Origin of the sequence: Kerstersia similis, assembly GCF_965139615.1 — a bacterium.
In the GTDB taxonomy this organism is placed as follows: Bacteria; Pseudomonadota; Gammaproteobacteria; order Burkholderiales; family Burkholderiaceae_B; genus Kerstersia; species Kerstersia similis.
This window is the reverse complement of sequence record NZ_CBCSIQ010000011.1, coordinates 73,497-97,575: the sequence shown is the minus strand read 5'-3', so window position 1 is coordinate 97,575 and position 24,079 is coordinate 73,497. Positions and strand designations below refer to the sequence as shown.

20 protein-coding genes and 1 pseudogene are annotated in these 24,079 nt (G+C 62.1%); 5 read left to right on the top strand and 16 right to left on the bottom strand.

All coding sequences use genetic code 11. From position 1 onward, the window contains the following. Positions 1-3 precede the first annotated feature (3 nt). The 5 genes and pseudogenes from cyoB to ACNA1V_RS08915 all read right to left on the bottom strand — a co-directional run bounded on the left by cyoB (position 4) and on the right by ACNA1V_RS08915 (position 5,278). Positions 4-1,980: a cytochrome o ubiquinol oxidase subunit I gene (gene cyoB / locus ACNA1V_RS08935; protein ID WP_415833262.1), complete on the bottom strand. Its 1,977-nt coding sequence runs from the start codon at positions 1,978-1,980 to the stop codon at positions 4-6. 63 nt (positions 1,981-2,043) lie between these two features. Then, positions 2,044-3,033 carry a ubiquinol oxidase subunit II gene (gene cyoA / locus ACNA1V_RS08930; RefSeq protein ID WP_415833243.1) on the bottom strand — a complete coding sequence of 330 codons (990 nt, stop codon included), beginning with the start codon at positions 3,031-3,033 and terminating at the stop codon, positions 2,044-2,046. 750 nt (positions 3,034-3,783) lie between these two features. Next, positions 3,784-3,999 (bottom strand): annotated as a pseudogene (locus ACNA1V_RS08925) (response regulator transcription factor); the annotation flags it as partial. A 181-nt stretch (positions 4,000-4,180) separates the two neighbouring features. Beyond that, the gene (locus ACNA1V_RS08920) at positions 4,181-5,077 is read right to left on the bottom strand and encodes a segregation and condensation protein A (protein ID WP_415833242.1); all 897 of its coding nucleotides are present in this window, start codon (positions 5,075-5,077) and stop codon (positions 4,181-4,183) included. 6 nt (positions 5,078-5,083) lie between these two features. Further along, complete coding sequence (locus ACNA1V_RS08915; RefSeq protein WP_415833241.1) at positions 5,084-5,278, bottom strand: DUF3460 family protein; 195 nt, start codon at positions 5,276-5,278, stop codon at positions 5,084-5,086. A 274-nt stretch (positions 5,279-5,552) separates the two neighbouring features. On the opposite strand from ACNA1V_RS08915, the gene ACNA1V_RS08910 reads away from it, so the two are divergent. Continuing rightward, positions 5,553-6,920, top strand: coding sequence for a DHA2 family efflux MFS transporter permease subunit (locus tag ACNA1V_RS08910; RefSeq protein WP_415833261.1), 1,368 nt, complete (start codon positions 5,553-5,555; stop codon positions 6,918-6,920). A 37-nt stretch (positions 6,921-6,957) separates the two neighbouring features. Then, positions 6,958-8,472 (top strand): glycerol kinase GlpK, encoded by a 1,515-nt coding sequence (gene glpK / locus ACNA1V_RS08905; RefSeq protein ID WP_415833240.1) that lies wholly within the window; start codon positions 6,958-6,960, stop codon positions 8,470-8,472. Between the two features lie 89 nt (positions 8,473-8,561). On the opposite strand, the gene ACNA1V_RS08900 is transcribed toward glpK, so the two are convergent. From ACNA1V_RS08900 to ACNA1V_RS08855, 10 genes are all read right to left on the bottom strand, one after another. Then, on the bottom strand, positions 8,562-9,146 hold the full coding sequence (locus tag ACNA1V_RS08900) for a UbiX family flavin prenyltransferase (protein ID WP_415833239.1): 585 nt from the start codon (positions 9,144-9,146) through the stop codon (positions 8,562-8,564). Next, a complete protein-coding gene (gene grxD, locus ACNA1V_RS08895) occupies positions 9,143-9,469 on the bottom strand; it encodes a Grx4 family monothiol glutaredoxin (protein ID WP_415833238.1) in 327 nt (108 codons plus the stop codon). The genes ACNA1V_RS08900 and grxD overlap by 4 nt, the downstream gene beginning before the upstream one ends. A 133-nt stretch (positions 9,470-9,602) precedes the next feature. Next, a complete protein-coding gene (gene prmC / locus ACNA1V_RS08890) occupies positions 9,603-10,400 on the bottom strand; it encodes a peptide chain release factor N(5)-glutamine methyltransferase (protein WP_415833260.1) in 798 nt (265 codons plus the stop codon). Positions 10,401-10,456: 56 nt separating this feature from the next. Continuing rightward, entirely contained in the window at positions 10,457-11,539 is a 1,083-nt protein-coding gene (gene prfA / locus ACNA1V_RS08885; protein ID WP_415833237.1) for a peptide chain release factor 1, read from the bottom strand. Positions 11,540-11,613: 74 nt separating this feature from the next. Then, entirely contained in the window at positions 11,614-12,891 is a 1,278-nt protein-coding gene (gene hemA / locus ACNA1V_RS08880; protein WP_415833236.1) for a glutamyl-tRNA reductase, read from the bottom strand. A 393-nt stretch (positions 12,892-13,284) separates the two neighbouring features. Then, positions 13,285-14,022 (bottom strand): amino acid ABC transporter ATP-binding protein, encoded by a 738-nt coding sequence (locus ACNA1V_RS08875; RefSeq protein WP_415833235.1) that lies wholly within the window; start codon positions 14,020-14,022, stop codon positions 13,285-13,287. A gap of 18 nt (positions 14,023-14,040) precedes the next feature. Then, positions 14,041-14,706 carry an amino acid ABC transporter permease gene (locus ACNA1V_RS08870; protein ID WP_415833234.1) on the bottom strand — a complete coding sequence of 222 codons (666 nt, stop codon included), beginning with the start codon at positions 14,704-14,706 and terminating at the stop codon, positions 14,041-14,043. 2 nt (positions 14,707-14,708) lie between these two features. Then, complete coding sequence (locus tag ACNA1V_RS08865) at positions 14,709-15,467, bottom strand: amino acid ABC transporter permease (RefSeq protein WP_415833233.1); 759 nt, start codon at positions 15,465-15,467, stop codon at positions 14,709-14,711. Between the two features lie 157 nt (positions 15,468-15,624). Beyond that, positions 15,625-16,524: an amino acid ABC transporter substrate-binding protein gene (locus ACNA1V_RS08860; protein ID WP_415833232.1), complete on the bottom strand. Its 900-nt coding sequence runs from the start codon at positions 16,522-16,524 to the stop codon at positions 15,625-15,627. Between the two features lie 221 nt (positions 16,525-16,745). Next, positions 16,746-17,648: a transporter gene (locus ACNA1V_RS08855; RefSeq protein WP_415833231.1), complete on the bottom strand. Its 903-nt coding sequence runs from the start codon at positions 17,646-17,648 to the stop codon at positions 16,746-16,748. A 332-nt stretch (positions 17,649-17,980) separates the two neighbouring features. Between ACNA1V_RS08855 and feaR the strand changes: the two genes are divergently transcribed. From feaR to tynA, 3 genes are all read left to right on the top strand, one after another. Further along, positions 17,981-18,928, top strand: a complete 948-nt coding sequence (gene feaR, locus ACNA1V_RS08850; protein WP_415833230.1) for a transcriptional regulator FeaR — start codon at positions 17,981-17,983, stop codon at positions 18,926-18,928. A 199-nt stretch (positions 18,929-19,127) separates the two neighbouring features. Then, entirely contained in the window at positions 19,128-20,612 is a 1,485-nt protein-coding gene (locus tag ACNA1V_RS08845) for an aldehyde dehydrogenase family protein (protein ID WP_415833229.1), read from the top strand. A 173-nt stretch (positions 20,613-20,785) separates the two neighbouring features. Then, positions 20,786-23,110: a primary-amine oxidase gene (tynA, locus tag ACNA1V_RS08840; RefSeq protein ID WP_415833228.1), complete on the top strand. Its 2,325-nt coding sequence runs from the start codon at positions 20,786-20,788 to the stop codon at positions 23,108-23,110. Between the two features lie 139 nt (positions 23,111-23,249). Here tynA and ACNA1V_RS08835 read toward each other — a convergent pair whose 3' ends face one another. Beyond that, positions 23,250-24,023: an AraC family transcriptional regulator gene (locus ACNA1V_RS08835; RefSeq protein WP_415833227.1), complete on the bottom strand. Its 774-nt coding sequence runs from the start codon at positions 24,021-24,023 to the stop codon at positions 23,250-23,252. Between the last annotated feature and the right edge of the window lie 56 nt (positions 24,024-24,079).

The window sequence follows — 24,079 nt, the reverse complement described above, 5'->3', positions numbered from 1 at the left end:
GACTTAGGCCGCCTGCTGTTTCAGTCGTTGATAGTACTCGTTCTCGATGCGCTCGACCTCGGCCGCAGGGACCCAGTAGTCGATGTCGTCATCATAGGAACGCACGATGAAGGTAACGATGGAGCCGACGAAGCCGACGATGGCCAGCCACCAGATGTGCCAGACCAGAGCGAAGCCCATGGCCAGCAGGAAGGCGCTGATGATCAGGCCCACACCGGTGCTGCGCGGCATGTGGATATCTTCGTACTTGGCAGGACGCTGACGGAACGTACCGTCTTCCTTGGCCTTGACCACCGGCTCCAGATCGTCGATATAAGGCACGACGGCGAAGTTGTAGAACGGCGGCGGCGAGGAAGTCGCCCATTCCAGCGTACGGCCATCCCATGGGTCGCCGTTGACATCCGCCAGCTTCTTGCGCTGGAAGATACTGACGATCACCTGGATGAACTGGCAGGCAATACCCAGCAGCACGATACCGGCACCGGCGAACGCCACCCACAGGAACGGCACCCACGGTTCGTAGTCCGTCGTGTTCATGCGGCGAGTCATGCCCATGAAGCCCAGGATGTACAGCGGCATGAAGGCCACGTAGAAACCGATCAGCCAGCCCCAGAATGCGCCCTTGCCCCAGAACTCGTTGAGCTTGAAGCCGGTTGCCTTCGGGAACCAGTACGCGAAACCTGCGATGTAGCCGAACACCACGCCACCGATGATGGTGTTATGGAAGTGGGCGATCAGGAACAGACTGTTGTGCACCACGAAGTCAGCAGCAGGCACCGACATCAGCACGCCGGTCATACCGCCAATGGCGAAGGTGATCAGGAAGCCCAGCGTCCACATGATGGGCACCGAGAAACGGACACGACCGCCATACATGGTAAAGACCCAGTTGAAGATCTTCACCCCTGTCGGGATTGATATCAGCATCGTCATGATGCCGAAGAAGGCATTGACGTTGGCCCCCGCACCCATCGTGAAGAAGTGGTGCACCCAGACGATGAACGACAGGAAGGCAATGGCCATCGTGGCATAGACCATCGACTTGTAGCCGAACAAGCGCTTGCCGGAGAACGTGGACACCACTTCGGAGAAGATACCGAAGGCTGGCAGCACCAGAATATAGACCTCAGGGTGACCCCAGATCCAGATCAGGTTCACGTACATCATGGGGTTGCCGCCCATGTCGTTCGTGAAGAAGTGCATGCCCAGGTAGCGGTCCAGCGACAGCATGGCCAGGGTGGCGGTCAGCACCGGGAAGGCTGCGACGATCAGGATGCTGGAGCACAGGACGGTCCAGGTGAACACCGGCATCTTCATCAGGTCCATGCCAGGGGCACGCATCTTCAGGATGGTGACGATGAAGTTCACGCCGGTCAGCAAGGTACCCAGGCCTGATATCTGGAGACTCCAGATATAGTAATCGACCCCGACCCCCGGGCTCATTTCGATCCCCGACAGCGGCGGGTAAGCCAGCCAGCCCGTCGTGGCGAATTCACCGATACCCAGCGACACGTTGACCAGCGCCACGCCGACCACGAACAGCCAGAAGCTGAGCGAGTTCAACAGCGGGAAGGCCACATCGCGCGCGCCGATCTGCAGCGGCACGATGATGTTCATCAGGCCGGTCATGAAGGGCATGGCCATGAAGAAAATCATGATCACGCCGTGCGCGGTGAAAATCTGGTCGTAGTGCTCGGGGTGGAGATAACCTTCGTTACCGCCGGTAGCGACTGCCAGCTGGCTGCGCATCATGATGGCGTCCGCGAAACCGCGGATCAGCATCACCAGGGCAACCAGGATGTACATGATGCCGATCTTCTTGTGATCGACGGTGGTGAACCACTCTTTCCAGAGCCACTTCCAGCGGCCCAGGAAGGTCACCAGAAGTACCAGGGCGACGATACCCGCCGCAGCGCCCGCAGCAGCGGACAGTGCGATGGGATCATGCGGAATGGCGTTGAGTGTGAGTTTTCCGAAAATAGGATCGGTGGGGATCGCATTCGGAGAGATATTTTCTAGCATTGCTGAGTCCTCGCTACCCTACTAGTGCTGGACGGCGGCGCCATGCGCCTGGCCATCATGCTGCGCGCCTTCGACGGCGGCATTCTCGCCCTGACCAGCGGCGGGCTGTTCCGCAGCGCCATGTTCGGCACCGGCGGCATGCTCCGCAGCGGCGGGAGCCGGTGCGTCCTGACGCGGCTGGTGATGATGCTGGCGCTGGCTGGTACCTTCCGCCTTGACCTTCTCGACCAGATCGGGATCCATGCGGCCACCCATGTAGGTGTCGAGGATCTGCTGGAACATGCCAGGCTGCACCGAACCGAAATACTCCGGCTTGTTATTGCGGCTCTTGACCATCAGCTGGTCGTAGCTGGCGTCGTTCAGCACGGCAGGCGACTGGCGCACCTTGTCCACCCACTGATCGAACTCGACGTCAGACACGGCGTAGGTCTGGAAGCGCATCCCGGAGAAACCCGCACCGCTGTAGTTCGTCGATTGGCCGAAGTACGTACCCGGCTCATTGGCGATCAGGTGCAACTGGGTCTGCATGCCGGCCATGGCGTACACCATGCCGCCGAGCTGCGGAATATTGAAGGCGTTCATCGCCGTGGCCGAAGTAATGTCGAAGCGCACGGGACGATCAACCGGAATGGCGATCTCGTTGATCGTGGCGATGTTCTGTTCCGGGTAGATGAACATCCACTTCCAATCCAGCGACACAACCTGGATCGGCAGCGTCGGCTTGTCGGATTCGATCGGGCGATACGGATCAAGCTTGTGCGAAGTGATGTAGGTAACGTAGGCAAGGAAAGCGATGATCAGACAGGGAATGCCCCAGACCACCACTTCAATCGCCGTCGAGTGCGACCACTTGGGACGATATATCGCCTTCGTGTTGGAAGCGCGGTACTTCCAGGCAAACAGCACTGTCAACACCAATGCGGGAATCACCGCAATCAGCATCAAGCCAAAAGCCTGGTAAATCAGGGCGGCCTGCTGCTGTCCGATCTCACCCTTGGAGTTCAGCACCACGGCTTCGCTGCAGGCAGCGAGCACAACAGCAGCTAACGCTACTGAGAAAATACCTAATAGTCTCTGTTTCATTTCACAACCCTGACGGCAGGCCCCTTTCGTTGCATCACTTGACCTATATGGAAACTGTGGCCACCACAAACGAAGTCCCAGTCAGAGTCCCTATCCGCCCCCATGACAGCTTGCGGCTCAGGGCCGCCAACCAGGGCGGAGAACGCTTGCAGGGCAAGGCGCTTCAAAAGTGGCGATGGAGCAAAACCGGCGATGACGACACACTGGCGACAGGCAATAGCCGACGCACCGCGTCACCGTCGCGGCGCCCGCATCATAGCAACAAATCGAAAGAAACTGTACCTCTGCAATGGTTTTTGGCGTTATCCCCTACTTTAATTAGGGTTTTTTCTTTGCTGTCAGCATACCGGGGTTAAACACCGCATTGCCGCTATACGACCTGACCGGCGCAAGGCCGGCTGCAGCCGCGCCAGATGGTGCTGCACCGGCTGGCAAAACACTGCCGCACAGCCGGCAGCAGCAAGGCTGCAATCCTCCGGCATCGCGCCCCTCGTGCTGTGGATAAACCTGTGCACAACTTCTCTCAGACCAACCCCCGGCGCTCGTACCGTAGCAGGCAGTCGGGCTTGCCAGCTGCACGCCTGCCCGCACCGCATCCGGCTCGGCCAGCCGCAGGGCGCCTCCGGCGATCAAGGCATCAGACACCCGCTGCGGCTGTACACCATACCAGCTGTGCACCAGCTCAACGGCATTGCGCACGCCCAGCTTGCTGAAGATCCGGGCGCGGTGCTTTTCCACGGTACGCATGGAAATACCCAGGTCGATAGCGACAACCTTGTTCGATCGTCCTGCCGCGATGTATTCCAGTACCTGCCGCTCCCTTGCCGTCAGGCCCTGCCGCTCCCGCTCGCGGCCTGCTTCCTGTCGCCACCTGCCGCCACCCCATGCCGCCATGCCCACCTCCCTGAAAGAGGCTTCATTCTGTCACCGGCCCCTGCGGGCGGGTAACTGTCAGTTCTGACAGGACGGAATCCACCCATCAGGCGGCACAAACCGCGCGGCAAGGCGCATCATCGGAAGGGCGGCGCTGCGCCCGGCCCTGGCAGGCCGCAGCCCCCAGGCCGTGGCGGCAGCCTCAATAGCTGTCGTGCAAGCCGGCTTCGTTCTGTGCCGGCGCATACGTCAGGCGGACATAGATGGGCGCATAGGGCTCGGCCTGCGTAATTTCCAGCAAGGACTCGCGCGCCAGCTCCAGCATGGCAAGAAAATGCACCACGATGACTGCCGCAGGCTCGCCCATCTCCAGCCGTTCGACGAACAGCGCCGTGAACTCCATGAAGCGCACATCGCCGAGACGGCGCAGGATGTGCGTCATGTGCTCCCGCACCGATAGCTGTTCGCGCGTGATCTGGTGGCTGGCATTGAGCTGGGCGCGCTTGAGGATATCGGCCCAGGCAGCGCGCAGATCCTCGACACTGACGTCGGGCAGGGCCCGCGACACGCTGATATCCGGAAAGGCCTGGGCTCGCTGGAAATCACGCCCCAGCACCGGCAGTTCCGACAACTCGCGCGCGGCGAGCTTCATGCGTTCATATTCCAGCAAGCGTCGCACCAGTTCAGCGCGCGGATCTTCGACTTCCTCGTCGGTATCCGCCTTGCGCACCGGCAGCAACATGCGCGACTTGATTTCTATCAGCATGGCAGCCATCAACAGGTATTCGGCTGCCAGTTCAAGGTTCTGCGCACGTATCTGCTCGATATAGGACAAATACTGGCGCGTGACTTCCGCCATCGGGATATCCAGCACATTGAAATTCTGCTTGCGTATCAGATATAGCAGCAGATCCAAGGGCCCCTCGAAGGCTTCCAGGAACACCTCCAGCGCTTCCGGCGGGATGTAGAGATCCTGGGGAATGGAAAACAGCGGCTCGCCGTACAGCCGCGCCAACGCCACGTGATCCACCACTTCAGGCGTTGAATCCTGTGCAGGATTCATAAGCGCGTCCATGTCCTGCGGCGCCGCCGTAGCCATGGGGAATCAGTCGTTTTGATAGACGTAGGGGCGCTGGGGCACGCGTGCAGCGCGCAGGCGATCCTGCAGTTCCAGATCCTGCGGCTTGTCCCACAGACGGGCGCGGCCTTCCAGCTGGCGCTCCTCCGTGCCTGGGTGCTTATCGCGGTACTGGTGGAGGAACTGGGTGATTTCAGACTCGTAACAGGTTGGCTTGCTCATGGTGACTCCAGCAGCGGGCTTTTCAAGAAAAATCGGCAAACATAGCGCATGCTACCGGCACGGCCCTCTGCACACAGAGGCCAGCCAGGCGCCATGCGACGGCCAACACGGCGGGAAACCCTGCTGCCAGCCCGCTGAAGCGGCAATATTTCCCTATCCCCTGATTCTACCAACCGCCACCCCACTTCCCAAGACCAGCCCATTTACAATGTCGTCCATGACGCCATCAGATACCGACCGTCTCTCTCGCAGCCCGGACAGCCTGCAAGCCAGGATGATTCCTTATATCGTCGGCTGCGCGCTGTTCATGCAGATGCTCGACGCCACGGTCGTCGCTATCGCGCTGCCCGCCATGGCCAAGGCCTTCGGCACTACGCCGGTGCGGATGAACATACTCATCACCACCTATCTGTTGACTGTGGCCGTCTTCGTCCCCATCAGCGGCTGGGCCGCCGACCGCTTTGGCGCCAAGCGCGTTTTCCAAAGCGCCATCCTGCTGTTCACGCTCAGCTCCACGGCCTGTGCCATCGCGCCGTCCATTTCCTGGCTGGTCGCAGCGCGGGCACTCCAGGGGTTGGCAGGGGCCATGATGGTGCCCGTTGGCCGGGTCATCCTGCTGCGTACCGTGCCCAAGTCACGGCTGGTGAACGCCATGTCGCTGCTGTCCATGCCTGCGCTCATCGGCCCCGTCATCGGCCCCTTGCTGGGCGGCATGCTGGTGACCTACGCGTCCTGGCACTGGATCTTCCTGATTAATATCCCGATCGGCATCCTGGGCCTGGTGCTGGTGCACCATTTCATCAAGGAAGCGCCGACACTGGATCGCACACCGCTGGATCTGCTCGGCTTTCTGCTGAGCGCCATCTGCCTCGCATCGCTGGTCAGCGCCTTCGATGCCATCGGCCATGGCAGCCTGAGCCCCCTGCAGCTTCTGCTGCTGGTCGCCGTCGGCGTTGCCTGCGGGCTGCTCTACATGCTGCACGCGCGACGCGCGCCTCACCCTATCATCGACCTGCGGCTGATGCGCCTGCCCTCCTTCCGCATCGCCACGCTAGGCGGCAATCTCTGCCGTTTTGCCGTCGGCGGTTCGCCCTTCCTGCTGGTGCTGCTGCTGCAAGTCGGTTTTGGCCGGACAGCCATGGAAGCCGGCATGGTGACCTTTGCCGGCGCAGCCGGCGCCTTGCTGATGAAACTGGTCGCCACCCCGCTCATCAAGCGCTACGGTTTCCGTCGCGTGCTGTCGGCCAATGCCCTGCTGACTGGCCTCTTCATCGTGGCCTGTGCAGCCTTTACCGCCAGCACCCCGGCCTGGGTCATGATCGTCGTCCTGCTGCTGGGGGGCTTCTTCCGCTCACTGCAATTCACGGGCGTCAATTCCCTGACCTATGCAGAGGTCGGCCATGCCGACATGAGCCGTGCCAGCAGTTTCGCCGCCATGGCCCAACAGCTGGGCATCAGCCTGGGTGTCGGTGTGGCGGCCGCCACCATCAACGTTTCCATGCGCCTGCGGGGCGATACCAACCTCGCCCAGCCCGATATCATGGCGGGGTTCGTCGCCATCGGCCTGCTGTGCGTGGCCTCCGCGCTTTCGTTCCGGCGCCTGCCAGCAGATGCCGGCGCGCAACTGGAAAAACGCAACTGACCGGCAAGGCGGGCCGGTTCCCGCCAGGAGACTCGCCATGCCTCACGCCCAAGCCTCTTACCTGCTCGCCCTGGATCAGGGCACGACGAGCTCGCGCGCCATTGTCTTTGATGCCGAGGGCCAGGTCTGCGGGCTGGGGCAACAGGAAATCCGCCAGTTCTATCCACACTCCGGCTGGGTCGAACACGATCCCATGGAAATCTGGCGCAGCCAGCTCGACACCGCGCGGACGGCCCTGCGCAATGCCAGGCTGAGCGCGGCAGATATTGCCGCCATCGGCATCACCAACCAGCGAGAAACCACGATTCTGTGGGAACGTGCCACCGGCCGGCCACTGGGGCGCGCCATCGTCTGGCAGGATCGCCGCGCAGCAGCCATCTGCGAGCGCCTGCGCGCTGCGGGGCATGAGGACTTCCTGCGCCAGCGCACCGGCCTGCCGCTGGACGCCTACTTTTCCGGCGTGAAACTGGCCTGGATGCTGGAAAACATTCCCGGCGCCCGCGCTGCCGCAGAACGTGGCGAACTGGCTTTCGGCACCGTGGATACCTGGCTGACCTGGCAATTAACCGGCGGCGCGCTGCACCGCACCGACCCCAGCAACGCAGCGCGTACCCTGCTGTTCGACCTGCACACGCAGGACTGGAGCGACGAGTTGCTGGCCTGCCTGGACATTCCGCGCAGCCTGCTGCCCGAAGTGTTGCCCAGCAGCGCGCTGGTGGGCCGTGCGCTGGCCGAACATTTCGGCGGCGCCATTCCCCTGGGAGGAATGGCCGGCGACCAGCAGGCCGCTACCTTCGGGCAGGCCTGCCTGGAACCCGGCATGGCCAAGAATACCTATGGCACCGGTTGCTTCATGCTGATGAACGTCGGCAATGCCCCCCGGCTTTCAACGCAGAAGCTGATTTCCACGATCGGCTGGACGCTGGCCGATGGCCGCACCAGCCATATGCTGGAAGGCAGTGTGTTCGTGGCTGGTGCAGCCGTGCAATGGCTGCGCGACGGCCTGGGGCTCTTCAGCCAGGCAGGCGATATCGAAGCCCTGGCCGCCAGCGTTGCGGATTGCAGCGACACCTACCTGGTGCCGGCCTTCACCGGTCTGGGCGCTCCCTATTGGGACCCTTATGCTCGCGGTACGCTGGTCGGCCTGACCCGCGGCACCACCCGCGCCCATATTGCCCGGGCGGCACTGGAAGCCATCGCCCTGCAAAGTGCCGATGTGCTGGACGCCATGCACCAGGATAGCGGCATCGCCCTGACTGAACTGCGTGTGGATGGCGGCGCCGCGCGCAATGATCTGCTGATGCAGATGCAGGCCGACTTCCTCGGCATCCCGGTGGTACGCCCACGGGAACTGGAATCCACGGCGCTGGGTGCGGCGGCGCTGGCCGCGCTGGCCTGCGGCCTCTGGCAGGATCAAAGCCATGTGGCCCGCCGCTGGCAGGCGGAAAAATGCTTTGAGCCCCGCTGGGATACGGATCAACGGCTAGCCAAGCTGCGGCGCTGGCGCCAGGCCATCGCGGTCAGCCGCCAATGGCAGGCAGGCACCGACTGACCCCTGGGCCGGCAACAGCCGGCCTGGCGCAGCGGCCATACCTGTTCATGACGCCATGACGCCCTGCCAGGCACGCGCCCGCCAGTCGTTCAGGATTCCCGCGAACCCTGCCATTGCGGTCCGCCGACGTCGATGCCGAACATTTCCAGCATGCGTGCAACGGTGTGATCCACCATTTCTTCGATGGACGCCGGCCGGTGGTAGAACGCCGGCAGCGGCGGGAAAACGATGCCGCCCATTTCCGTCACAGCGGTCATGTTGCGCAGATGCGCCAGATTGAAAGGCGTTTCCCGCACCATCAGCAACAGGCGACGACGCTCTTTGAGCGTGACATCCGCCGCCCGCGTGATCAGATTGTCTGACAATCCATGCGCAATCGCTGCCAGCGAGCGCATGGAGCAAGGTGCAACAATCATGCCAGCTGTATCAAAGGCGCCACTGGCGAGCGTCGCCCCGACATCGCGGATGTTGTAGGACACATCAGCCAGCGCCTGCAATTCGCTGCGGCCGATATCCAGTTCATGCTTGAGATTCAGCACCCCGCTGGCGGAAATCACCAGATGGGTTTCGACATCAGGCACCTCCCGCAGCAATTGCAGCAGGCGCACCGTGTACAGGGCGCCCGTCGCGCCCGTCATGCCTATGACCAAGCGGCGGCGCCCCGTGCGGCTCACTGCGTGGCCCCTGCCTCGTCGAGCAGCGTCTTGAGCTCGCCGCTGGCATGCATCTCGCCCATGATGTCGGAGCCACCAACGAACTCACCCGCCACGTACAGCTGCGGAATCGTCGGCCAGTTGGAGTATTCCTTAATGCCCTGGCGCACCTCGGCGTCTTCCAGCACATTGACGGTCACCAGTTTCTTGACGCCACAGGCCTTCAGGATCTGAATGGCCTTGCCGGAAAAACCGCACTGCGGAAACTGTGCGGTTCCCTTCATGAACAGCACCACGGGATGACCCGTCACTGTTTCGCGGATAAAAGATTGGACGTCGCTCATATCAGGCTCGCTAAAAAATACCCCACGCGGCACCATCGGCTACCCTCAAACGGGGCATTGTTGCCTTGGCATAACGCGGGCATTGGGCCAGGGCGGCATTGCCTCGTACCGCACGGCGTGAAAAAACAGGAAATTATAGGTAACCACCAGAAATACGGTCTATTCCCGCAAGGTCTGCATGGCTATTCACACGGAGGAATCCGGCACCGGACAGGATTTCCCTGACTGCCGGCGCCTGATCCCACCCATGTTCCAACCACAAGGCCCCGCCAGGATTCAACCAGGCCGGCGCGCCAGCCGCGATGACCCGGATATCCGCCAGGCCGTCGGCCTCGTCCGTCAGGGCCATGCGCGGTTCATAACGAACATCGCCCAGCTCCAGATGCGGATCACCGGATGCCACGTATGGCGGATTGGACACGATCAGATCGTACCGCGCTTTTTGTTGCAAAGCAGCAAACCAGTCCCCTGCCAGGAATTCCACTGTTGCGCCCAAGCGTCTGGCATTATCCTGCGCCACCGCCAGCGCTGCCGGGCTGGCATCACTGGCCGTCACCTGCGCCTGCGGCGCGGCCAGCGCCAGCGAAATGGCAATGGCGCCACTACCCGTCCCCATGTCCAGCACGCGCGCGCCCGGCCCCAGACGCTGCAACTCCGCCAAGGCCTGCTCCACCAGCACTTCGGTATCCGGCCGCGGAATCAGCACCGCTGGCGTCACCTGGAACTCATGCCCCATGAATTCCCGTGTCCCCAGCAAGTAGGCCATGGGTTCGCCATCGCGTCGCCGCTGCGCCAAGGTGTTGAAACGCTCAAGCATCTCCATGGGCAGGGTATCGCTATCATGCGCCACCAGCCAGGCATGCGGTCGCCCCAGCAGCGCGGACAGCAGCATGCGCCCTTCCAGCCGCGGCAGGCCGCAGCCTGCCAGCATGGCACGGATGGTATTCGCGCCTGCCGCCGCAAACGTAGCGCCCACATCCGGCATGTTTACAGATCCTCGCCCAACGCCGCCAGCTGCTCGGCCTGATGCTCCGCCAGCAAGGCGCCGGTCAATTCATCCAGATCCCCTTCCATGATGGCCCCCAGCTTATAGAGCGTCAGGTTGATGCGGTGATCCGTCATGCGGCCCTGCGGGAAGTTGTAGGTACGGATGCGCTCGGAACGATCCCCCGAGCCCACCAGGCTCTTGCGCTGCGCCGCCTCCTTGGACTGGCGCTCACGCTGTTCCTTGTCTTTGAGGCGGGCTGCCAGCACTTGCATGGCCTTGTCGCGGTTGCGGTGCTGCGAGCGGTCGTCCTGGCATTCCACCACCAGCCCGGTCGGCAAGTGAGTGATACGCACGGCCGAATCCGTCTTGTTGATGTGCTGACCACCCGCCCCGCTGGCGCGGAAGGTGTCGATGCGCAAATCCGAAGGCTGGATCACAATATCGCCCGCTTCATCCGCTTCCGGCATGATGGCGACCGTGCAGGCCGAGGTATGCACCCGGCCCTGGGTTTCCGTGACCGGCACCCGCTGCACACGGTGCGCGCCCGACTCGAACTTCAAGCGCCCATACACGCCTTCGCCTTCTATGCGCGCGATCACTTCCTTGTAGCCGCCCAGTTCGGATTCGCTGGTCGAGATCAACGAGGTACGCCAGCCGCGCGATTCGGCATAGCGCAGATACATGCGCAGCAAGTCTGCGGAGAACAGCGCGCTTTCATCCCCACCCGTCCCGGCACGGATTTCCAGATAAACACTGCGGCCGTCATCCGGGTCGCGTGGCAGCAACAGCACTTGCAGCTCCCCTTCCAGGGCCTCCATGCGCTCGCGGCACTCCTGGATCTCCTGCTGCGCCAAGGCTTTCATTTCCGGGTCGGAGAGCAACTCCTGCGCCGACAGGCGACCGTCTTCTGCCGCGACATAGGCGTTGAAGGCAGTCGTGACCGGCTCCAGTTCGGCTCGCTCCTGCGAGAGCTTGCGGAACTGATCGCGGTTGCTGGCAATATCCGGCTGAGCCAGCAGGGCGTCGATTTCAGTCAGGCGGCGGGACAATTGTTCCAGCCGTGCACGCATGGATGCTTTCATAAAAACCAGGCAAAAACGGGATCGGGCCGGCGATGCAATATCGCCGGCAATCAGCAATGGCAAGGGCAGCGCCGCTAACGGCGGCGGTCGCGTGCAGAGGGGAAGAGGCGCGGCAGCCAGTGCATGAGCTGCTCACGCTCGTCTTGCGGACTTTGGTTGAGTGCCGCCATCGGGCCATGCAGATACTTCTGGGTCAGGCCGTGCGCCAGTTGCTCCAGCACGGCTTCCGGCGTTTCGCCGCGCGCCAGGGCACGGCGGGCCCGATCCAATTCCTGCTGGCGCATGACGTCGGCAGCCTCATGCAGATCGCGGATGGCCGGAACGACCGCACGCGAAGACAACCAGTGCATGAAGTTGTGTACCCGCGCATCAATGATGGCTTCGGCCTGCAGCACGGCGGCACGGCGCGCATCGCTGCCATGCTGCACCAGGCGGCCCAGATCATCGACCGAGTACAGATAGACGTCGTCCAGACGCCCGACTTCCTGCTCGATATCACGCGGCACGGCCAGATCCACCATCACCATCGGGCGGTGACGACGCATGCGCACTGCGCGCTCGACCATCCCCAACCCCAGCAAGGGCAGGGAGCTTGCCGTACAGGAAACGACCACATCGAATTCCGCCAGGCGGTTCGATAGTTCGGACAGTTTCATCGTCGAGGCCGAGAAGCGCCCGGCCAGATGTTCCGCACGTTCAAGCGTGCGGTTTGCCACCATCATGCCGGCCGGCTGGCGAGCGGCAAAGTGGGTGGCGCACAGTTCGATCATTTCGCCCGCACCGATGAACAGCATGCGGGTTTGGGAAAGATCGCCAAAGACACGTTCCGCCAGGCGCACGGCGGCCGCCGCCATGGAAACCGAATGCGCACCGATTTCCGTCTGCGTGCGGACTTCCTTGGCCACGGCAAACGTGCGCTGGAACAACTGGTTCAGCGTAACGCCCAGGCCGCCGACCTCGCCTGCCGCCCGTACCGCGTTCTTGATCTGCCCCAGAATCTGCGGTTCGCCCAGCACCATGGAGTCCAGGCCGCTGGCCACACGGAAAGCATGCCGCACGGCGGCATCACCATCGTGGCGGTACAGGTAGGGGTACAGCTCATGCGGATCCAGCTGTTGGTAGCTGGCCAGCCAGGCCGGCAGTTCCGCCGCGGCGCTGCGCTCGGCAGCACAGTAGATTTCGGTGCGATTACAGGTGGAGAGGATGGCCGCTTCACGAACGCCCTTGCCAAATGCGCTGCGCAGACAGGCAATCGCCGGCCGGATGATTTCTTCCGACAGCGATACACGCTCGCGCACCGCGAGCGGTGCCGTGCTGTGATTCAAACCGAGTGCGAGGACTTCGACGGACATGGGCAGTGAAGTGCGGACAATGGCCTGTGGATGGACTGCCCTGGTGCGGCCAGGAGAGTGAATATCATTCGCAAGCCATTGAGTTATATGATATTTCCGAGCAATTATAGCGCACTTATCCACAAGGGGCGGTGGCAGTGTTGTACCGAAGCCGTTGCTTCGGGGGTGCCCAGGCCGCGCTGTCGCCGCCATGCGGCGCGCCACGGATCACCCGCCCAGCAGCACCAGAACGCGCCGGCCCATGCTCGCGGCAACAGCTGCACGGTACGCAGACCTCGCCCGCGCACCGTACCGGGCAGCCCACGACGGCAGGACATGCACCATGACCGGCCGCCGCACGGCTGCAGGCGCGGACGGGCGGACGGATGCAGCAGCCGTTCGCCCCCGGTGAGCTTAATGCGCCAGGATTTTCTGCAGGAAATCCTTGGTACGCGGCTGGCGCGCGTCCGGATTGCTGAAAAACTCGTCGGTCGGGCAGTCTTCCAGGATTTTTCCGCCGACATCCATGAAAATGACCCGGCTGCTGACCTTGCGCGCAAAACCCATTTCGTGGGTCACACACATCATGGTCATGCCGTCATGCGCCAGGCCGACCATGACATCCAGCACTTCGCCCACCATTTCCGGATCCAGCGCTGATGTCGGCTCGTCGAACAACATGACGATCGGATCCATGCTCAGTGCTCGCGCAATGGCCACGCGCTGCTGCTGGCCGCCCGACAACTGCCCCGGAAATTTGTTCTTGTGCGCCAGCAGGCCCACACGATCCAGGTATTTCAGGCCATGCTCATGCGCTTCGGCTTTGCTGCGACCCAGGACTTTCATCTGCGCCACCGTCAGGTTTTCCGTCACCGACAGGTGGGGAAACAGCTCGAAATGCTGGAATACCATCCCGACCCGGCTGCGCAGTTTGGGCAGATTGGTTTTGGGATCATGCACGGCGGTGCCATCCACCCAGATTTCACCCTGCTGGAACGGCTCCAGCGCATTGATGGTCTTGATCAGCGTGGATTTGCCTGAACCGGACGGTCCCGCCACCACCACCACTTCGCCTTTTTCGATCTTCGTCGAGCAGTCGGTCAGCACCTGGACTTCGCCATACCATTTCGAGACATTCTTCATTTCAATCATCTTGTGCTTCCCTTCTGACTAACGAATGATGGCGATCTTGCGATGCAGTTGCTTGACGAGCCAAGACAGCGCATAGCAGATAATGAAGTAGGCAACCGCCGCCGCGATATACGCTTCGATGGGTCGGCCGAAGTTCTTCCCTGCCGTCTCGAAGCCTTTGAGCATGTCATAGGCGCCGATGGCATATACCAGCGAAGTATCCTGGAACAGGATGATGGTTTGCGTCAGCAGCACCGGCAACATGTTGCGCAGGGCCTGCGGCAGCACCACGATGCGGATGTTCTGGCCGTAGGTCATGCCCAGCGCCTGCCCCGCATGCACCTGCCCGCGAGGAATGGCCTGGATGCCGGCGCGCATGATTTCACTGAAATAGGCCGCTTCAAAGGCAACGAATGTCACCACGGCCGATGTGCCCGCCCCCACCGGGAAGCCGACAATCAGCGGCACCAGCAAGAAGAACCACAGGATGACCATCACCAGCGGAATGCTGCGCATACCGTTGACATAGATGGCAGCCGGCAATGCCAGCCAACGCTTGCCGGATAAGCGCATCAGGGCCAGTACCGTCCCCAGCGCAATGCCGCCCAAGGTGGCGACGACCGTCAGCCAGATGCTGAAATAGAAACCCTTGAGGACGTAGTCGCTGATCAGCGCCCAGTTATAGAAGCCAAAGTCGAGAGTCATGCTCAGTGCCCTCCCTGATTGCCGCCGCTGGCGACGAAGCCCGGGATGGTCAGACGCGTCTCGATGAAGGTCATGACACGATTGATAGCGAAGGCCGTGATGATGTACAGCAGGGTCACGCCCAGATAGATCTCGACCCCGCGCGAGGTTTCTTCCTGCGCCTGCATCGCGAACATGGTCAGTTCAGCGATAGACACCGCGAAAGCCACCGAAGAATTCTTCACGATGTTCATGGACTCGCTGGTCAGCGGCGGAATAATGATCCGGAACGCCAAGGGCAGCAGCACATAACGGTAGGTCTGGAAGGTCGTGAAGCCCAGCGCCATGCCCGCATAGCGCTGGCCGCGCGGCAAGGACTGGATCCCGGCGCGTACCTGCTCGGCAATCCGCGCGGAAGTGAATACGCCCAGCGCACAGACCACCAGGACGAACCCGGAGACCCCGCGCATGGCAGGAATCAGCGATGGCACCACGTGGTACCAAAGGAAAATCTGCACCAGCAAAGGGATATTGCGGAACAGCTCCACCCAGGCATTGCCCAGCCGGGCCCAGACACGGCTATTGGGCAGGGTGCGTATTGTCCCGACGAGAAAGCCCAAAATCAACGACAAGATCAATGCCGACAGCGATACCGAAATCGTCCAGCCCCAGGCCGATAGCATCCAGTCCAGGTAGGTAACGTCCCCCCCCTTGCCAAAACAGCCTTCGACCACCCGCTGGTCCAGGTTGTCCTGGCAGAAAACCTGCCAATCCCAACTCATACTGCCCCCTTTGCAACCTTGGTTGCCCGCCACCCGGATGCAGACCGGGCCCGGGCATGGGAAATTGCAGCAAAAAGGCGCCCCTCAGTGCAACTGCAGGGGCGCCTGTACTTCGAAAAGATCAATATGCACGATGCACACTACGCAGCTGCGGGGCTCACTCGATGACGTAGTCTTCCATGGGCTTGTCGTTCGGGTGCTCCCAGGCTTGCTTGGTCGCTTCCGACAGGGGCAGACCCACCACTGCGCCAGCAGGCGGCGTGGGCTTCAGGAACCATTTGTCCCACAGTGCGGCCAGGGTGCCATCGGCAATCTGGCGTTCGATGCTCTTGTTGATCGCAGCCTTGAAGTTTTCGTCATCCTTGCGCAGCATGCAGGCGATCGGCTCGACCGACAGCACTTCGCCGACGATCTTGTAATCCGCCGGATTGCGCGACTTGGAAATATTCGCAGCCAGGATGGAGCCATCCATCACGAACACATCCGCACGGCCGGTTTCCAGCAGCAGGAAGCTGTCGGCGTGATCCTTGCCCATGACTTCCTTGAAATCAATGCCTTCGGCGCGCTTGTTGCGGCGCAGCGTCTGCACCGACGTCGTACCCGTCGTCACGGCGACATTCTTGCCATTGAGATCAGCCACCGAATTGATGCCGGAGTTGGCCTTGGTCGCCATGCGCACTTCTTCCACGTAGGTCGTGTTCGCGAAGTCCACATCCTTCTGGCGGGCACGGTTGTTCGTGGTGGAGCCGCATTCGAAATCGACGCTGCCGTTCTGAATCAGCGGGATACGATTCTGCGAAGTGATGGGCTGGTACTTGATCTCGATTTTTTCGAGCCCGAGATCCTTGCGCAGATCATCGACGATGTTTTCAGCCATTTCGGTGTGGAAGCCGACGTACTTGCCATTGCCCAGGGTATAGCCCAGGCCGGAGGACTCGCGCACGCCCAGCGTTACGGCACCGCTGTCACGAATCTTGGCCAGCGTGTCGCTTGCCTGTGCCATACCGCTGCTTGCTGCCAGTGCGAAGATCGCTGCGGCCAGAATATGCTTCTTCATACCATCTCCTTGAAACAAAACTGCATCAACTGACGGATATAGACATATGGGTACAGCCATGAATGCCTGTATATCCATTCTAGCAACATTGTTAAGGAGAACCGGCAATATTTCCCACCCAGGAAACTACTAAGACTGCGTTTTTCTCACAATTCTTGTCCTTTGTCAGCGCCGGAAATACGCATCAGTCAACATTCCGGCGCCGCCCGGCAAAAAGAAACTCAGAAGACGAATACCGTCCGTGCCTGCAAGGCACGCAACGGGCTGCCGTTGCGCACATGGACATCCTCGGCATACTGCAATTGCAGCTGGAAGGTATCGGTGAACTGATGCGCCCAGGTCAACATCAGGTTGGTGTCGTTCTTGGATCCCAGCACCCTGTCGCCATACAGGGTTTCACGCGAGCCCCAGCTCTGGCGCACGGTGAAGGCCAGCCGGGTCTGCTCCGACCAGTGGTAGCTCAAGTGTGCAAAGGCGCGTGCCATGGGCCGGCGGTGCACATCGGTCGCGTCATCATGGGTATAGGCTTCGACCTGCCCGATCAGGTCCAGCGACCAGCGCCCGCCCAAGGGCGTCAGATAGGCCGCCTCAATATCCAGGGCATAACGGTCTTCGCTGATCGCAAAACCGTCCTTGCGGTGCGAGCCCGTCGGCAGGGTCAGGTAGGCCGCCCAGGCCGCATAGCGGCCCGCTTCGTTGTCCTCCAGCATCCAGTAAGTCGTGCCCAGCTGCAGATTGCCCAGCCCGCTTTCCTTGTAATCCATGGAACGGACACGCTGGCGCGCATAAGGCAGGATGACCTCGAAATCCATGGTTTTGCCACCGACATCGACGTAATGCATCAGACGCGCCACGCCGATATCCATCCGCAAGCCCAGACCATCCTCGACCTTGTGGCCGCCGTCATAAACCTTGTCGGACTTCATGTGCTGCGCATACAGCGCAAATACCGTGGCACCGGCAGGCGCTGGCACATAATCGCCGGGGTCCGGCGTACCAGCGGCCAGGGCTGCCGTCCCGCTCAAACCGGTGACGGAGAGGCCCAGCATGACTACTGCCAGACGCTGGCGCCAGGCGGGCGGCGTACGGCGGCAGGCAAAGTGTGGGGCGTTGTGGTCAGTCATGATGCGGTGCTCCATTTTCTCGTTGTTGTGGGGTGAAGAGCGCCAGACAAAAGGGCGGCGCGCACCTATTCATTAACCTCTAATTTTCATTTTTCGGTATATAACGACCGTGCCACATTCATGCTTCGGCGTGACAGGCTGCGCCCGACCTGCCCCCGCGCACGGGTTAACCCTCAGGCAAGTTCTTGGGTTAACCCTAAATGAATCCCCTCGCGCTTCATGGTTTGATTACATCCATCCCTCCTGCCGCCTGGCCGGCCCGGCCTGCGGCACTGATCACACCGATTGCGGCACCAGCGATTCCTCTGCCGCACGCAAAGGCTTGGACAGGCATGGCCACTGCCAGACATTCCGCTCCCGACCGGGCATTCGACGCCTGGATTACCGCCATCAACCAGACCTGCGGGCGCTTTCGCGCAGACCTGCAATCGGGTGGTTTCAGTGGCGGCCTGAAGGCCTATGAAAGCAGTGCCGTCCGGGCCAGCATGGTAGAAGCCAGCGATGGCACTCATCTCTACCGCACCCCGGAAGAAGTGCAGGAAGACGACAGCAGCAAGTTTTTTGCCGTACTGCAATTGCGCGGTCGCTGCGGCGTGGCGCAAAGCGACAAGGAAGCGGTTCTATCGCCGGGCGACATTACGCTGGTCGATGGCTCGCACCCGTTCAGCGTGAAATACATCGCGGATTGCCGCCAGATTTCCCTGATCCTGCCGCGCCAGGCCCTCGAACGGAATCTGCGGGCGCTCCGCGTCCATTGCGCGCAACGGGTACCGGCCTCTACGTCTGCCGCCGGCCTGGCTCGCCACCTGATCCTGGCCACCCTGCGCCAGACCAGCAACGGCCTGAGCCGCACGGAAGGCGAGGCGGCGCTGGATGCCGTCGTGCATCTGCTACGGCCAGCCATCGGCAATGCCGAAGATCCGCATCACCATGGCAACGACCGCTTGCAGCGAGCACTGGACTTTATCGACCGCCATATCGACGCCGAAGCGCTGACCCCGGAAACCATTGCCCAAAGCATCGGCATTTCGGTACGCGGCCTGTACCGGCTGTTCGCCACCCAAGGGCTGGTCGTGGCCCAATACATCCGCAATCGGCGCCTGGATCTGTGCGCCGAAACACTGCGCAGCGCCAATTGCCCGCAGAAACTGGCAGCCGTCGGCTACACCTGGGGCTTTTCCGATTCCAGCCATTTTTCCACGGCCTTCAAGGCGCGCTTCGGCATGTCGCCAGGCGAATACCGACGCCAGCATACCGATAGCGTTCTCGTTGCGGATTGAGGCCATCCGGCCGGAACGACGGCCGTCCGCAACCCCCAGACAGACTATCCTGCCCCTATCAGGCCCAACCCCATACTGGCAGCCTGACACATCAACTAGGCAGGCACAGCAAATCCCCCCCGCGCCATTGTTCCTAATATCAGTCTCATAGCACCGGCCCAAGTCCGTGTGCACCATAAATCTCATGGAGACAAAAAACATGGCGCAAGTTGAACTGCTGGCAGCCGTACAGGCATTCCTGGCCCGCCCACACGGCAGCTTTATCGAAGGCAAGGCGATCGCAGCCAGCCGCACCCTGCCGGTTTACAACCCTGCCACCGGCGACACCATCGCCACTGCTGGCGACAGCGATGCCGACACCGTGGATCAGGCTGTGCGCAGCGCCCATACCGCCCTGCGCGATGGCCGCTGGAGCGGCCTGCGCCCGGCGGACCGCGAACGCATCCTGCTGGCCTTCACCTCACTGGTAGAAGCCCATGCGGAAGAACTGGCGCAACTGGAAACCATCAACCAGGGCAAGTCCATCAACCTGTCGCGCGCGCTGGATACCGGCGCCACGACGGAATTCATGCGCTACATGGCCGGCTGGGCCACCAAACTGCATGGCGAATCGCTGGATCTGTCCATCGCCATGCCGCCGGGCACGCGCTATACCGGCTACACCCGCCGCGAACCGGTCGGTGTCGTGGCCGGCATCGTGCCCTGGAACTTCCCGCTGATGATCGCTGCCTGGAAAGTCATGCCCGCGCTGGCCGCAGGTTGCAGCGTCGTCATCAAGCCGTCCCCGGAAACCCCGCTGTCGGCGCTGCGCCTGGCAGAGCTGGCGCTGGAAGCCGGAGTGCCGCCGGGCGTTTTCAACGTCGTGACCGGCGCCGGCGCGACCGGCCAGGCGCTGGTGTCGCATCCGCTCATCGCCAAGGTTTCCTTCACCGGCTCCACCCAGACCGGCAAGCTGGTCGGCCATGCGGCCGTGGAACACATGGCGCGCTTCACGCTGGAACTGGGCGGCAAGAACCCAATGATGGTGTTCGGCGATGCCGACATCGGCAAGGCCGTGCAAGGCGTCATGCTGGGCGGCCTGCTGAACCAGGGCCAGGTCTGCGCTGCCGCCTCGCGCATCTATGTGCACAAATCGCGCCATGACGAATTCGTCAATGCACTGTCGGCAGCAGTAGGCACCTTGACGCTGGGGCCCGGCCTGGATCCTGGTGCCCAGGTCAATCCGGTGGTATCGCGCCGCCAGCAACAGGCCATCGAAAGCTATATCGAGTCCGCCCGCCAGGAAGGCGCCAAGCTGGCCGCCGGCGGCAAACCGGTGGAGGCCCCTGGCTTCTTCGTGCAGCCCACCATTCTGTCCGGCGTGTCACAGGACATGAAGGTCGCCCGCGAGGAAATCTTCGGCCCGGTGCTGTCCGTCCTGACCTTCGACACCGATGAAGAAGCCGTGCAACTGGCCAACGACAGCCACTACGGCCTGGGCGCCAGCCTCTGGACGAGCGACATCAGCCGCGCCATGAACCTGATCCCGCGCATCGAAGCCGGTACGGTCTGGGTCAATACCCACGTTCTGCTGGACCCGAGCATGCCCTTCGGCGGCTACAAGCAATCCGGCATCGGCCGCGAGTTCGGGCGCCATGCCGTTGAAGGCTGCACTGAAATCAAATCCGTCTGCATCGCGCATTAAGCCCCTGCAGAACGTGCGGCGCCCGGGCCCAGCCAGGCGCCGCCGTCCTGACACGGAGCCGAAATAGCGAAATGCCCGCCGGAGAGCCGGCATTCGCCACAGCCTTGCCCACCGGCCCGGTTGCGGGCCGGCCCGCTGTTGATTCAAAAAAAGAGCATACGAGAGGAATGACCATGACTACACCGAACAAGCCATCACGGCAGACATCCATTTTCCGGCGCACGGCGCTGGCGCTGGCCCTGAGTTCCGCCGCGCTGCTGGCGCCCGCGGGCCAGGCGCTGGCCCACGGCGCACCGGCCAAAATGGTGCCGCTGGAGCAGACGCTGAAAGACTTCGGTGCCACCGTGCGCTGGGACAACTACGCGGGCGTCTATGACATCCAGCGCAACAGCACCATGGTGCGCGCCAAGCCAGGCTCCCACACGGTACTGGTTAATGGCACGCCTCTGGAACTGAGCGTTCCCGTGACGATCAAGAACGGTCAAGCCATGGTCTCCGAGGAATTCATCAATGATGTTTTCCAATCCGGACTGGACAAAACTTTCATCATCGAAGAAACACCCAGCCCCTTGAATCCGCTGACGGCAGAAGAAATCACCACCGCCGTGGAAGTGCTCAAGGCAAGCGGCCACCTCAAACCCGGCATGCGCTTCACCGAGATCACGCTGAAAACGCCGCCCAAGGATCAGGTCTGGGATTTCGTACTGGAAGGCAAGCCCGTCAGCTACAACCGCCATGCGGCCTTCACCATCCTGGATGGCAAGAAGCTGTATGAAGGCACGGTCGATTATGTGCTGAAGGAAGTCCACGGCTGGAAGGAAGTCGAAGGCGCGCACGGCATGGTGCTGCTGGACGATTTCGAAACCGTACAGAAAGCGATCGAGAACAGCCCCGAGTACGCTGCCGCACTGGCCAAGCGTGGCATCACCGATGTTTCCAAGGCCATCGCCACGCCATTGACGGTAGGCTATTTCGACGGCAAAGATCAACTCAAGCAGGAAGACCGCCTGCTGAAGGTTGTCAGCTACCTGGATGTCGGCGACGGTAACTACTGGGCCCACCCCATCGAAAACCTGGTCGCCGTGGTCGATCTGGAAAAGAAGGCCGTCGTCAAACTGGAGGACGAAGGCGTCATTCCCATCCCCATGACGGCCCGTTCCTATGATGGCCGCGACCGCACCAGCCGTCCGCCGGTCAAGCCGCTGGAAATCCTGGAACCCGAAGGCAAGAATTACTCCATCTCAGGCAATACCTTGCGCTGGCAGAACTGGGAAATCCACTTCCGCCTGGATTCCCGCGTCGGCCTGATGCTGTCCACAGTCACCTACAACGACAAGGGCACCAAGCGCAAAGTCATGTATGAAGGCTCGCTGGGCGGCATGATCGTGCCTTACGGCGACCCGGATGTGGGCTGGTACTTCAAGGCTTACCTGGATTCCGGCGAGTACGGCATGGGCACATTGACCTCGCCCATCGAGCGCGGCAAGGATGTCCCGCAAAACGCCGTGCTGCTTGACGCCACGCTGGCGGATTACACCGGCGAGCCGACCGTCATCCCCAACGCCATCGCCGTATTCGAACGCTATGCCGGCCCGGAATACAAGCACCAGGAAATGGGCCAGCCCAACGTGAGCGCCGAGCGCCGCGAGCTGGTGGTGCGCTGGATCAGCACCGTGGGCAACTACGACTACATCTTCGACTGGGTGTTCTCGCAGAACGGTACCATCGGCATCAACGCCGGCGCCACCGGCATCGAAGCCGTCAAGGGCGTGCAGGCACGCACCATGCAGGACCCGACCGCCAAGGAAGATACCCGCTACGGCACGCTGATCGACCACAACATCGTCGGCACCACGCACCAGCATATCTACAACTTCCGCCTCGATATGGATGTGGACGGCGAGAACAACACGCTGACCGAAATCGACCCGGTGGTTGCGCCCAATACCCGCGGCGGGCCGCGCACCAGCACGATGCAGACCGAAACCCGTACCGTCACCAACGAAAAACAGGCTGCGCAGAAGTTCGACCCCGGCACGATCCGCCTGCTGAGCAATACCGAAAAGCTCAACCGCATGGGCAACCCGGTTTCCTACCAGCTCATCCCCTATGCCGGCGGCACCCACCCGGTGGCCAAGGGCGCGAACTTCGGCGATGACGAATGGATCTACAACCGCCTGCACTTCATGGACAAGCAACTGTGGGTCACCAAGTACAAGCCCGACGAATTCTTCCCGGAAGGCAAGTACCCCAACCGTTCCAACAAGGACACCGGCCTGGGCCAGTTCACCGCAGATGACGAGAACATCGTCAACACCGACAACGTCGTGTGGCTGACGACCGGCACCACGCACGTCGCGCGCGCCGAAGAATGGCCCATCATGCCGACCGAGTGGGTCAACGTGCTGCTCAAGCCGTGGAACTTCTTCGATGAAACCCCGACGCTGGACCTGCTGGCGCCGGAACCCAAAAAGGACGACGCGCCGCACCGTCATTAACGCGGCCTGACGCCGCCCCCAGCATTGCCCGCCCGGCGCCACCGGCGCCTCGGGCACCCCCATCCCTCCAGGGATCTCCGTGAACTTCGCCCCCACAGCCGGTTGCCCGGCCTAGGGGGCATTTTTTTATCCCGGCGCCCTAGTCGCTGCGCAGGCGCTCCCGGAAGCGTGCGGGGGAAACGCCAAAGGTCTGCCTGAACGCCAGCGTGAAAGCGCTTTGGCTGTCGTAGCCGACCTGCAAGGCCACTTGCAGGATGGCCTGCCCCTGCAGCAAGGCATCCAGGGCTGCCATCATGCGCGCCTGCTGGCACCAACGGCCAAAACCCATGCCCGTGCTTTTGCTGAAGTGACGCTGGAACGTCTTGCTGCTCATGGCCAGCCTGCCGGCCCAATCCTCCGCCTTGTGCGGTTGCGCCGGGTCCAGCAGTACCGCCTCGCAGACATCTGCGAGACGCGTCTCTTCCGGCCAGGGCAAGTGAAACGGCAACTCGCGCTGCCCGCGCAATTCTTCCAGCAGCAACTCGGCCAGCAACCATCCGCGCCGGGTAGCGCACAGCGCCAGCCCAAGGTTCGCCGCCTGGGCAATCAATTCCCGCAGCAAGGCAGACACATGCAGCACGCCATCACGCTCCGGCAGCCCGCAGACGGCGTCTGCCGCCACAAATACGCTGCGCACTTTGGCCGGCCCCTGCATCAGCAAGCGATGCTCGATCCCCGGGCGCAGCCAGACCGCCGTCGTTGGCGGCACAGTCCAGCGGCCTGTTGCCGCCTGGACCACCATCACGCCCTGCACCGCGTACAACAGCTGGCAACGCTCATGGGCATGCCAGGGGGTGACATGCGCAGCAGGGTAATCCATCGCCACACCGGTCATGAAAGCCTGCATGCCCGCCGGACGCGCCAGGCCTGCCACGAGACACAACTCCGGCGGCTGGCCCGCCACTGTTCCTTGCGCCGCCATCACGCCAG

Bases quoted from the DNA above. Each gene is read 5' to 3' on its own strand.
- ACNA1V_RS08910 (WP_415833261.1), top strand. From the start codon at position 5,553: ATGATTCCTTATATCGTCGGCTGCGCGCTGTTCATGCAGATGCTCGAC.
- ACNA1V_RS08865 (WP_415833233.1), bottom strand. From the start codon at position 15,467: ATGAGTTGGGATTGGCAGGTTTTCTGCCAGGACAACCTGGACCAGCGG.
- feaR (WP_415833230.1), top strand. From the start codon at position 17,981: ATGGCCACTGCCAGACATTCCGCTCCCGACCGGGCATTCGACGCCTGG.
- prfA (WP_415833237.1), bottom strand. From the start codon at position 11,539: ATGAAAGCATCCATGCGTGCACGGCTGGAACAATTGTCCCGCCGCCTG.
- ACNA1V_RS08915 (WP_415833241.1), bottom strand. From the start codon at position 5,278: ATGAGCAAGCCAACCTGTTACGAGTCTGAAATCACCCAGTTCCTCCAC.
- tynA (WP_415833228.1), top strand. From the start codon at position 20,786: ATGACTACACCGAACAAGCCATCACGGCAGACATCCATTTTCCGGCGC.
- grxD (WP_415833238.1), bottom strand. From the start codon at position 9,469: ATGAGCGACGTCCAATCTTTTATCCGCGAAACAGTGACGGGTCATCCC.
- ACNA1V_RS08860 (WP_415833232.1), bottom strand. From the start codon at position 16,524: ATGAAGAAGCATATTCTGGCCGCAGCGATCTTCGCACTGGCAGCAAGC.
- ACNA1V_RS08870 (WP_415833234.1), bottom strand. From the start codon at position 14,706: ATGACTCTCGACTTTGGCTTCTATAACTGGGCGCTGATCAGCGACTAC.
- ACNA1V_RS08855 (WP_415833231.1), bottom strand. From the start codon at position 17,648: ATGACTGACCACAACGCCCCACACTTTGCCTGCCGCCGTACGCCGCCC.
- prmC (WP_415833260.1), bottom strand. From the start codon at position 10,400: ATGCTGGCAGGCTGCGGCCTGCCGCGGCTGGAAGGGCGCATGCTGCTG.
- hemA (WP_415833236.1), bottom strand. From the start codon at position 12,891: ATGTCCGTCGAAGTCCTCGCACTCGGTTTGAATCACAGCACGGCACCG.
- ACNA1V_RS08845 (WP_415833229.1), top strand. From the start codon at position 19,128: ATGGCGCAAGTTGAACTGCTGGCAGCCGTACAGGCATTCCTGGCCCGC.
- ACNA1V_RS08920 (WP_415833242.1), bottom strand. From the start codon at position 5,077: ATGGCTACGGCGGCGCCGCAGGACATGGACGCGCTTATGAATCCTGCA.
- glpK (WP_415833240.1), top strand. From the start codon at position 6,958: ATGCCTCACGCCCAAGCCTCTTACCTGCTCGCCCTGGATCAGGGCACG.
- ACNA1V_RS08875 (WP_415833235.1), bottom strand. From the start codon at position 14,022: ATGATTGAAATGAAGAATGTCTCGAAATGGTATGGCGAAGTCCAGGTG.